The sequence below is a fragment of the Sodalinema sp. genome, assembly GCF_046483825.1.
GTDB lineage: Bacteria > Cyanobacteriota > Cyanobacteriia > Cyanobacteriales > Geitlerinemataceae > Sodalinema.
This window is the reverse complement of record NZ_JAWOCL010000108.1, coordinates 1-9,262: the sequence shown is the minus strand read 5'-3', so window position 1 is coordinate 9,262 and position 9,262 is coordinate 1. Positions and strand designations below refer to the sequence as shown.

Annotated in this window: 8 protein-coding genes; 5 read left to right on the top strand and 3 right to left on the bottom strand. The window is 55.0% G+C overall.

The genetic code is table 11. The annotated features are described in order from the left end of the window. Positions 1-27: 27 nt before the first annotated feature. The 5 genes from R6U67_RS06930 (at position 28) to R6U67_RS06910 (ending at position 5,734) form a co-directional block, all read left to right on the top strand. Positions 28-1,065, top strand: a complete 1,038-nt coding sequence (locus tag R6U67_RS06930) for a substrate-binding domain-containing protein (RefSeq protein WP_410251862.1) — start codon at positions 28-30, stop codon at positions 1,063-1,065. After that, positions 1,062-2,093, top strand: a complete 1,032-nt coding sequence (locus tag R6U67_RS06925; protein ID WP_410251861.1) for a GTP-binding protein — start codon at positions 1,062-1,064, stop codon at positions 2,091-2,093. The genes R6U67_RS06930 and R6U67_RS06925 overlap by 4 nt, the downstream gene beginning before the upstream one ends. Positions 2,094-2,321: 228 nt before the next feature. Continuing rightward, a complete protein-coding gene (locus R6U67_RS06920; RefSeq protein WP_410251860.1) occupies positions 2,322-2,891 on the top strand; it encodes an HMA2 domain-containing protein in 570 nt (189 codons plus the stop codon). A 38-nt stretch (positions 2,892-2,929) separates the two neighbouring features. Continuing rightward, on the top strand, positions 2,930-5,125 hold the full coding sequence (locus R6U67_RS06915; protein ID WP_410251859.1) for a heavy metal translocating P-type ATPase: 2,196 nt from the start codon (positions 2,930-2,932) through the stop codon (positions 5,123-5,125). Between the two features lie 255 nt (positions 5,126-5,380). Continuing rightward, positions 5,381-5,734, top strand: coding sequence for a pentapeptide repeat-containing protein (locus R6U67_RS06910; RefSeq protein ID WP_410251858.1), 354 nt, complete (start codon positions 5,381-5,383; stop codon positions 5,732-5,734). On the opposite strand, the gene R6U67_RS06905 is transcribed toward R6U67_RS06910, so the two are convergent. From R6U67_RS06905 to R6U67_RS06895, 3 genes are all read right to left on the bottom strand, one after another. Beyond that, positions 5,731-6,102 carry a DUF5132 domain-containing protein gene (locus R6U67_RS06905; protein WP_410251857.1) on the bottom strand — a complete coding sequence of 124 codons (372 nt, stop codon included), beginning with the start codon at positions 6,100-6,102 and terminating at the stop codon, positions 5,731-5,733. The genes R6U67_RS06910 and R6U67_RS06905 overlap by 4 nt on opposite strands. A 224-nt stretch (positions 6,103-6,326) precedes the next feature. Beyond that, on the bottom strand, positions 6,327-8,396 hold the full coding sequence (locus tag R6U67_RS06900; protein WP_410251856.1) for an AAA family ATPase: 2,070 nt from the start codon (positions 8,394-8,396) through the stop codon (positions 6,327-6,329). A 137-nt stretch (positions 8,397-8,533) separates the two neighbouring features. Continuing rightward, positions 8,534-9,262 (bottom strand): tetratricopeptide repeat protein (locus tag R6U67_RS06895; RefSeq protein WP_410251855.1); only part of this gene is annotated, 729 nt, incomplete at its 5' end.

Below are 9,262 nucleotides of genomic sequence, written 5' to 3'. Positions count from 1 at the left end.
AATGACTCATACCAATAAGTGGTACCAATGAGTGGTGCGCGCATGAAGAAGTACGAGATCGACGAAGAGTGGGTAAAGACCGGCATGCAGAGCGGCCGATTCCTGCCTGCGGACCAACTGCCGTCCGAATCCCAGATCTCAGCTGAGCTCTCCATTGCGCGAAACTCGGTACGGCAGGCGCTCGGCAATCTCGCGGCCCAGGGTTTCGTGGAGACGCGCCAGGGCGTTGGAACCTTCTGCCTTGCTCCGGCGCATGCCGCCACCGGCTCACGCGACATCGCGCTGATCTGCTTCTCGACGTCGCAGTACATCTTCCCCGACCTCGTGAACGGCGTTCAGGCGACGCTCAACCGTACCGGCTATCATATGATCCTCAGCCAGACCGCGTGCGACGCGAAGGTGGAGCGCGAGATGCTGCTCGGGCTTCGTGACCGAGGGATTGCGGGGATCGTGCTCGAACCGTCGTTCGGTGACGATGGATTCTCCAACGCCGACGTCGTTCGCGACCTCGTGGACGCGGGAGTTCCCGTTGTCCTGGTGGACAACGCAACCAAGGACGACGAGTTCAGTTCCATTACGATGGACGACTTTGCCGGCGGCAGGCACGCCGCATCGCACCTCTACGAGCGCGGCCACCGCGATATCGGAATCGTCCACGATAGCGACTATCTTCCCAAGATCCGTCGCCGAAACGGCATGGTCGAGCTGCTCACCGAGCGCGGTGTCGAAGTTCCCGAGGAATGGCAGGTCTCCTACCGTAGCCCGCACAGTAGTCTTGCTGTGCAGGCTCGAGTTCGATCCGCACTGTCTGTGCCGGACCATCGCCCCACCGCATTCTGCTGCAGCAGTGACGACGAGGCGATGGACGTGATGGCCGCCGCGACCGAACTGGGACTGCGGGTTCCCGAAGATATTTCGATCGTCGGTTTCGACAACGCGACGCTCGCCTCGCACGGGCGCGTCGGCCTCACAACCATCGACCATCCCACCCGCTACATCGCCGAACTCGCGACGAACCTGCTCCTGCACAGTATCCGGTATCCCGAGGCCCCCTCAATGGGGTGACGCAATGGACGCGATCGGTGATGTGGCAGGTTCCTTCCCCGACGGGCCTGATTCCGGTGGAGTTGATTGATACTCCCGGTATTGATGAGATTGCTGGGGGGGAACGGGCGATGATGGCCCTCGATGTGGCCAAGCAGGCGGATTTGATTCTGTTTGTGGTGGCCGGCGATCTGACGCAAACGGAGTATTTGGCGTTATGTCAGTTGGGAGATTTGGGGAAACCTCTGTTGTTGGTCTTCAATAAGATGGATTTGTATCCTCAGTTGGATCAGGCCCAGATTTTGGCTCAGTTGCGTCAGTTGAGCCGGGGGGAACGGCTCTCGTTCAGGATTGATGAGATTGCTTGTGTGGCGGCTGAACCCAATCCGCGCCGGGTTCGCCATCAACGGGCTGATGGCCGAGTTGAGGAGGCTTGGGAAACGCCGGACCCGGATGTGAGCGCGTTGGAGGAGACGTTGCGATCGCTCCTGTCGTCTCAGGGGATGGCGTTGTTGGCGTTAAATGCTCTACTGCAAGCACGAGAGGCGGAACGGGCGATCGCTCAGGCCACGTTAGAGGCCCGTCGTGAGCAGGCCGATCGCCTGATTCGGGATTTTGCGACCTATAAGGGGGCGATCGTGGCCTGCAATCCTCTGTTTGTTGTCGATGTCATCGGTGGAACGGTGGCGGATTTACTGTTGGTTCGCAGTTTGGCTCGTCTCTATCATCTGCCCATGACCAGTCATGAGGCCGGGAAACTCTTGCGAACTATTTTTATCAGTGGTGGAGGGTTGCTGTTGGGGGAAACCCTGGGAAATGCCCTGTTTGGGGGTGCGAAGCTGGGACTACTGGCGGGAGGATTTCCGGGATTTCTGGGGATGGCGTTAAGTCAGGGGGCGATCGCCGCCTCGGGCAGTTATCTGGTGGGACAAGCGGCCAAAACCTATTTAGAGCAAGGCTGTACCTGGGGTGCAGCCGGCTCAGATACCGTCATTCGTGAGATCTTAAATCAATTGGAAGCTCAGGGCGATCGCCCCTCAATCAGCTAAAATCAGCCTAAATCCACCTCAAACATCGGCCTCAAACAAGAAAAAACCGGGTCTATCCCGCTCCCGAGGGATAGACCCCGCGCACGCCCCCCAAAGAGAGAGGAGAACACTGCCGGTTTAGAGGAGAACACTGAAACTTAGTATAGGTTTGTTGATAATCTTTGTCAACATTGATGCTAAACTAATTCGAGATCATTCGAGACCAATACATATAGGGAGAGCGTTCCTATGACATCGAGCCCAGACACCACCACCATTGCGCCGCGTCTCGGTCAATGGCTAGAAGACTATAACGAAGTGGCCACCATCCTGCCGGTGCTAGCGGGATTACTGGCCACAAGTCGCTTACGCCTACGGGGCGCCCAAGCCCTCTTGGTCAACCTACTCATCGCCGCCCTCGTGCGCCAAGTGTTGGGGAATCTCAAACAACAAGGGCGAACCTTGACCCCAGCCGACCACTCAGCCGACCACTCAACCGAAGTCGCGACCCCCAACGGTTACGCCAGCGCCTCTTCTCAAGAGGCTGAAGACGCTGAAGACTACACCATCGTTCATTCAGTCCCAGGGCGGATTCGGCTGCGGATTCCCCGACTGCGAACCGATGCGATCTACGCCAAACGTCTGCAAGGACTCCTGGTTGAAGATGCTCGCGTCAAATCAGCCCGCATCAACCGAGCCGCCGCCTCTCTCGCCATCCAATATGACGGTAGCGGGGTCTCTGAATTGGAATTGGGGTTATACCTGCTGCAGGTTCTCGAACAGGCAGATTCCCCCAGCCCAGCGGCATCCCCCGCCTAAGGCCGACCCTCCTTGCGACATCACGCTTCTACGAACCCATGACTGACGCCACCGCCACCTGTTCCATCACCTGTTCCATTGTCCATCACAGCCCTGGCCGCCTACGGCTGCGCCTGCCGGGTCTCAATCGCTCTGAGATGCTGGCCAACAGCGTTCAACAGTCCCTAGAGCAAACCAGCGGCATTCAACAGATCCGACTCAATCGAGCCGCTCAATGCTTTGTGGTTCACTATCATCCCGATTGTCTCAGCCCCGGCCAGATTCTCGACCAGGTGACGGCGGTTGAACGAGACCCGATGTCGCCGCCTGTTACACCCTCGGTCAGTGCCATCACCTCCCCCACGTCGCCGCCAGCGTCAGAGAGCTTTGGGGCCGCGTTGACCCCATCCCTGCTGGCGGCGGCCCTGGCTTGGCTCAGTGGTCGTCCTCGTTTGGCGGCCTTACGACCCCTGGCGTTGCTGTCTTTGCTGGTGGCGGTGTTTCCCACGGCTCAACGGGCCTGGGAGAGTGTGCGAGACGAGCGACGGCTCAATATTGATGGTTTGGATCTCTTGGCCCTGAGTTTGGGGGCTTGGCAAGGGCGATTGTTAACCCCAGCCTTGACCCTAACGCTCCATGAATTGGGGGACGGGATTCGTCAGCAGACGGCCCGCCGCACGGAGGTGCAAACGGCTGATTTACGGGATACGATTGGTCGTTTTGCTTGGGTGCAAGGGCCGGGGGAGGACTCTCCTGGCCAAGTGCCGAGCGATCGCGTCCCCGTTGAGGCTCGGGTGATTGTCTATCCTGGGGAACAGATCCCCGTCGATGGAACGGTGCTACGGGGAGAGGCCACCATTGACCAGCAAGGGCTAACGGGGGAAGCAATGCCGGTGGTGCGACGGCCGGGCGATCGCGTCTGGGCCTCGACGTTGGTGCGATCGGGTCAGTTGGAACTGCGAGCGGAACGGGTGGGGGCGCAAACCCGAGCGGCGGCCAGTCTGGACCTGTTACGCAAGGCGCCGGTTCAGGATACGCGCATGGCCAATTATGCGGCGAAGGTGGCAGACCGTTTGATTTGGCCCTCGTTACTCCTGGCGGGGATTACGCTGGCGACAAGCCGCAATCCGGCCCGAGCGGCGGCGATTCTGACTCTGGATTTTGTCACGGGAATCCGGGTGTCGATTCCCACGGCCTTTCTCGGCGCTCTCAACCACACCACTCGTCATGGCATTCTAGTTCGCAGTGGGCGCACCTTGGAAGGGTTGGCTGAGGTGGATACGCTGGTGTTTGATAAGACGGGGACGCTGACTCAGGGAACGATCGCGATCGCTGGGGTGCGAAGTCGCCCCGAGGGGTTGCCCGCTGAGCGAGTGTTGCAATTAGCGGCGGCAGCGGAACAGCAATTGACCCATCCTTTGGCTGAGGCCTTGGTTCGCTACAGTCAGGAGCAGGGGCTATCGTTGCCGGTTCGTGACCATTGGTCTTATGACTTAGGGTTAGGGGTTGAGGCCGAGATTGAGGGTCAGTTGGTTTGGGTGGGGAGTCAACGGTTTTTGCAGGAGGCTGGGGTCGATTGGTGCGGTCAGCCTCAGGGGGGTGAGTTGCTGAAGGGCCTAGAAGGGGAATCGCTGATTTATGTGGCCTGCGATCGCCGCTTTCAAGGGGTGATTCACTATACGGACCCCTTACGTCCCGAGAGCCAAGTGTTGCTGGAGCGGTTGCAACACCTGTATGGGATTGAAATCTATCTGTTGACGGGCGATCATCCTCGACGGGCGGCTGAGGTGGCGCAACAGTTGGGGATTCCCCCGGAACGGGTGCAGGCGGAGGCGTTCCCGGAGGATAAGGCCCGCATGGTGCGAGAACTGCATCGCAGTGGCCGTACGGTGGCGTTTGTGGGGGATGGTTTGAATGATTCGGTGGCGTTGGCCTATGCGGATGTGTCGGTGTCCTTTGCTCAGGGGTCGGAGATTGCCCGCGAGACGGCGGATGTGGTGTTGATGAATGATTGTTTGACGGATCTGTTGCAGGCGATCGCCATCTCTCGCCAAACCCGCTCTCTGATTGAGCAAAATATCGCCCTGGTGGTGGGACCGAATCTGGCGGCGTTGGGTCTGGCGACAACGGTGGGCCTCAATCCTCTGCTGGCTACGGCGATTCACAATGGCTCGGCGATCGCAGCGGGCCTCAATAGTCTACGGCCCCTGGTGGTTCATCAGTTGCATTGGGAGCCGAACCAAGAGGGTCAATAAGTGACAGTTGAATGTGGACAATTTCAGACACAAGTACCCAGATACAGTAAATAGCTTGGGCTTAGATAGCGTCTTGTTTATTGTGGCGAAATACAACAACTACTTCCCAAATCGGCCAGGCCTGTTGGTCGAGTTGGGAGTTGGGGAAACGGGAGTCCATCTCCCTTCTAATGCAAATTATTCTCATTGAGACAAAATGCTGCTACCCTGGAAACTGATGCTACAACAGGCTGGAATGCTCCAGAGCAGTCGCCTATGTCTTTAATCCACCTCGAAAAGTCCGTTCTCACCTTCCACTTCAAAGAAATTCTTGAAAGTGGGGATAATAGCCATCCTCTCACCTGGTTGGGGTTGGGGGTGTTGCTTTTCGGTTCTCCCTTATTACCGCTGTTGAGCCAGCCTCGTCGAGATCAGCCGATTCAGTCTGGGAGACGGGTTCAGGGAGAGATTCCCTTGTCTGAGTGGATTGCTCAGGCCCAACAACGCAGCCAGTTAACAACGAATTTGTCAGAGGCGAACTTGTCAGAGGCGAATTTGTCAGACACGAATTTGTCGCCAACGGACTCATCTACCCCATTGCGGCAGATGAGCCGTATCTCTGGGAGTTAAGCTGACTCGGCTTCCTCAGGATTCGAGGAGCCGGAGTCAGAACCGCTCACGGACGCCGAGAGGGCCGCCGGAGGGGTTCCGTGGACTTCCGCACGAGCTTCGGCGGCGATGTCGGCGAGGAGTTCTCCCGCTTCGGCGATCGCACCCCGCGTTTTTTCAAAGAACACCACACTCGATTTGAGGGTTCCTCGTAACAGTGGTTTGGCGTAGGGTAAAACGATGGGGGTAATGACCACAGCGGCGGCCCCGATGGCGATCGCTTTGGCATTGGGATCTCTGGCCAACTCAGCCACGCGCTGCCGTAGGCCGATGCCATCTCTCATGCCATTTTCCATACCCTCTCCCATGCCGTTTTGGTATCCCTGCATAATCACGTTCCTCGATAAAAGATTGCTCCAACTTTGGAGTAATTCTCCTTTATTTTACCCCAGTTTGCCTGTTTATTTGACGCCTAACTTAAAACCCAGGTTTTGTTCAGATTTTGTTTAGATTTTGTTGCGAGTTTTGCGAAGGGTTTAGGGGTCAAGGTCATCAGCAATTTAACTCCTTTACCGTCGAAACCCAACCCAGGTCACTCCTAGAAGTTCTACTCCTAGAAGTTCTCCGGTTCCACCGCGATGATTTCGGTGTATTCAAAATCATTGGGACTGCGACAAACGAGGGGATACCGCACGCCGAAGCGTTCGATCGCATCCTCTTCACAGTCCGGTTTCGGGGAGTTATACCGTAAGACATATTCCCGGCCAATGCGATCGCTCATTTCCGTCTCCACCTCACCCCGCCATTGAGTTTTCGTCACCAACACCACCAACTGATTCGCCAACTGAGGAATCGACTTAGCCACCTGACGGCGATACATCTCATCGAGACTCCCAAACGGGGAATCCATCACCACCGGATAGGTACTACTATCGGGAGCCACCAACGCCTGACGTTGACTCCAACTGCGGACTCCGTCAATAATCCCACCAATAAACGACAAACTCAGAATCTGATTTTCCCCCGTCGAAGCCGCCACCACCTGATCTCGGCCCGCCGTCCGTTCAATCAAACTCAGTTCATAATTCTCATTCAAAATGGGGATATAAGGGGTAAAAGAAATCTGACGAAAGAGTCCCTGAATCCGCTCTTCTAGGGACTGGCGAAACTGCTGTTCAAAATTATCCTGAATCCGTTGTAATCGGTCCATTGCATCAGCCACCGCCGCAATGCGCTGTTGAGCCAACACTTGCTTGCGTTCATTCATTTGTTGCTGATCAACCTGTTTTCCTAACTGAGTAATGTCTCGCTGGAGACTCACTCGTTGCTGTTGGTTGGCTCCGAGTTCCTGATTTAACTCACTGGTGCGTAATTCCAGCTGATCTAAACGCTGTTGCAACTCCTGAATATCCTGATCTGGGAAACGGCGTAATTGCTCTTTCACTGACTCCAACTGTTCCGCCAACCCCGAGACATCTTGGCCAAGTTGGAGTAACTCTTGCTGTTGCTGTTGTGTCGTCTGACAAAAGGCCTCCGCTTGCGCGTCAATCTCATCCACCTGAGAACTGAGGCGAATCGCCGTTTCCTCCACATCCGCAATTCCCGCCTTTTGAGTCCATCCTTTGACATTCTCAAACCCCGGCGAACCCGGATGAAGTTCCGCGCCACAAATACAGCGATTGTGCTGGAGGAGTTGTTCGACAAAACGGCGTTGAATCCCTCGCCGCAGTTCACCTTTCTCTTGACGTTGGTTCAACCAGCCTCGGAATTGCTGTGTCATCTCTCCGAGGAAAACGGTATACCCGTGGTTGGCGATCGCCTCAGCTAATCCAGTTCGCAGTTGTTGAATACGTTTAACCGCATCCTGATGTTGTTGTTCTAAACGAGTGCGTTGTACTTGCAGATTTTCGGCTCCATTGAGTTCTAAAAGTTGCCGATTTAGGTCATGTTTTAGGGTTGAATTATGGGCTAATTCTTCTTTGATTTGTGTCGTTCGTTGGTCGAGTTTATCAACTTGAGCTTCTCGCTCTTGTTTCTGTTTAATAAACTTTTTAGTTTCAGGATTACCAATACCTTTAAGCTGATTGTCTAAAGCTTTGCGAACTTCCCGAAGATGACGCACCCCGCCGCCAATGGCGTTAATTCCTAATAACGCTTTCGTTGCATCAGCAATTTCCGAGCGTTTATCATCTCGCATTAACTTTTCGATGCGTTCCCCATCAAAGAAAAAATAGCGATGAAGACTCTCGGGCAAAATACGAGAAATGACATCATCTGGCGGTTCTTGGGGTAAGCGCCAGCGTCCATCTTCCCGAGCATATTGTAGGTTTAAGACACTGTCCCCAGTTTCGACTCCTGATTCAGTGGCGTAGGCGCGACAAGTGCGGCGAGCGCGATAGCGAATGGTTCCATGTTCAAAGTGGAGTTCAACAAAACATTCGACGGGTTCTCGGAGGGGAGTTTCGGCGATCGCCCGTTTATTGACCAATTGTTCTTCAGCGGCAAACGCGGCACTAAATTTTTCATAGAGAACCCAGGTAAAGCCATTGGTGATGCTGGTTTTTCCTGAACCATTGTTGCCATGAAAGATGGTGGTATTGCGATCGCCGCTGGCTAACATCAGTCGCGGGGTTTTTCCATAAAACTGACGAAAGTTACAAAACTGGATGGATAGAAGTTTCATAGCCAGACTAGACGAGCGAGGAATGAGGTGACGCGATCGTGATGATCCCCCTATCGTAACATCGAGCCGAGGCTCAGTGAAGCGCCCCCTGTGGTCTTGTGGTGGCCCTGTGGGAACATGGTATTACGCGGGAATAGTCATGAGTGAGGGTTGAATCGCCGACGGATGAGGCGATAGAGGATGAGCGAAATTAACCAAACCACTGCCAAGGGGAAGGCAACGAGACCGCCGAGACAACATAGAATTAGATGAAATTTACCCCGTTGGGCGAATTTGACCAGTTTTTTCAGCCACTTGGGATAGGGGTAGGCATCAAGGGGTAAGTTCAAGTCTTGATAAATTGCTGTGGCTTGCTGTGAGGCGGCAAACCCCTCTTGGACTCTGCCTACTTTTTGATACGAGTTACCTAACACTAATAATGTGTTGGCTTCACCACGTTTGTCGCCAATGCTCCGTTGGATTTCCAGGGATTGTTCGTAAACGGCGATCGCCTCTTGGTAGCGTCCTAGGGAATCGTAAGCATTGCCTAAATTCATTAAAGAAGTGGCTTCACCCCCTCGGTCGCCGATGTCCCGTTTGATGTCGAGAGATTGTTCGTAAACGGCGATCGCCTCTTGGTAGCGTCCTAGGGAACGGTAAGCAATGCCTAAATTGTTTAAAGAAGTGGCTTCACCCTGTCGGTCGCCGATGTCCCGGTCGATGTCGAGAGATTGTTCGTGAAAGGCGATCGCCTCTTGGTAGCGTCCTAGGGAATAGTAAGCATTGCCTAACGAAGTTAAAGAGGCAGTATATCGCCAATCTTCTCGACGGGGGAGATTTTCCACTAATTGCTGGTAGAGTTCTGCCAGGAGTTGATTATTGCCCCG

Coding starts and splice junctions, on each gene's coding strand:
- R6U67_RS06930 (WP_410251862.1), top strand. CDS start 28: ATGAGTGGTGCGCGCATGAAGAAGTACGAGATCGACGAAGAGTGGGTA.
- R6U67_RS06900 (WP_410251856.1), bottom strand. CDS start 8,396: ATGAAACTTCTATCCATCCAGTTTTGTAACTTTCGTCAGTTTTATGGA.
- R6U67_RS06905 (WP_410251857.1), bottom strand. CDS start 6,102: ATGCAGGGATACCAAAACGGCATGGGAGAGGGTATGGAAAATGGCATG.
- R6U67_RS06920 (WP_410251860.1), top strand. CDS start 2,322: ATGACATCGAGCCCAGACACCACCACCATTGCGCCGCGTCTCGGTCAA.
- R6U67_RS06915 (WP_410251859.1), top strand. CDS start 2,930: ATGACTGACGCCACCGCCACCTGTTCCATCACCTGTTCCATTGTCCAT.
- R6U67_RS06910 (WP_410251858.1), top strand. CDS start 5,381: ATGTCTTTAATCCACCTCGAAAAGTCCGTTCTCACCTTCCACTTCAAA.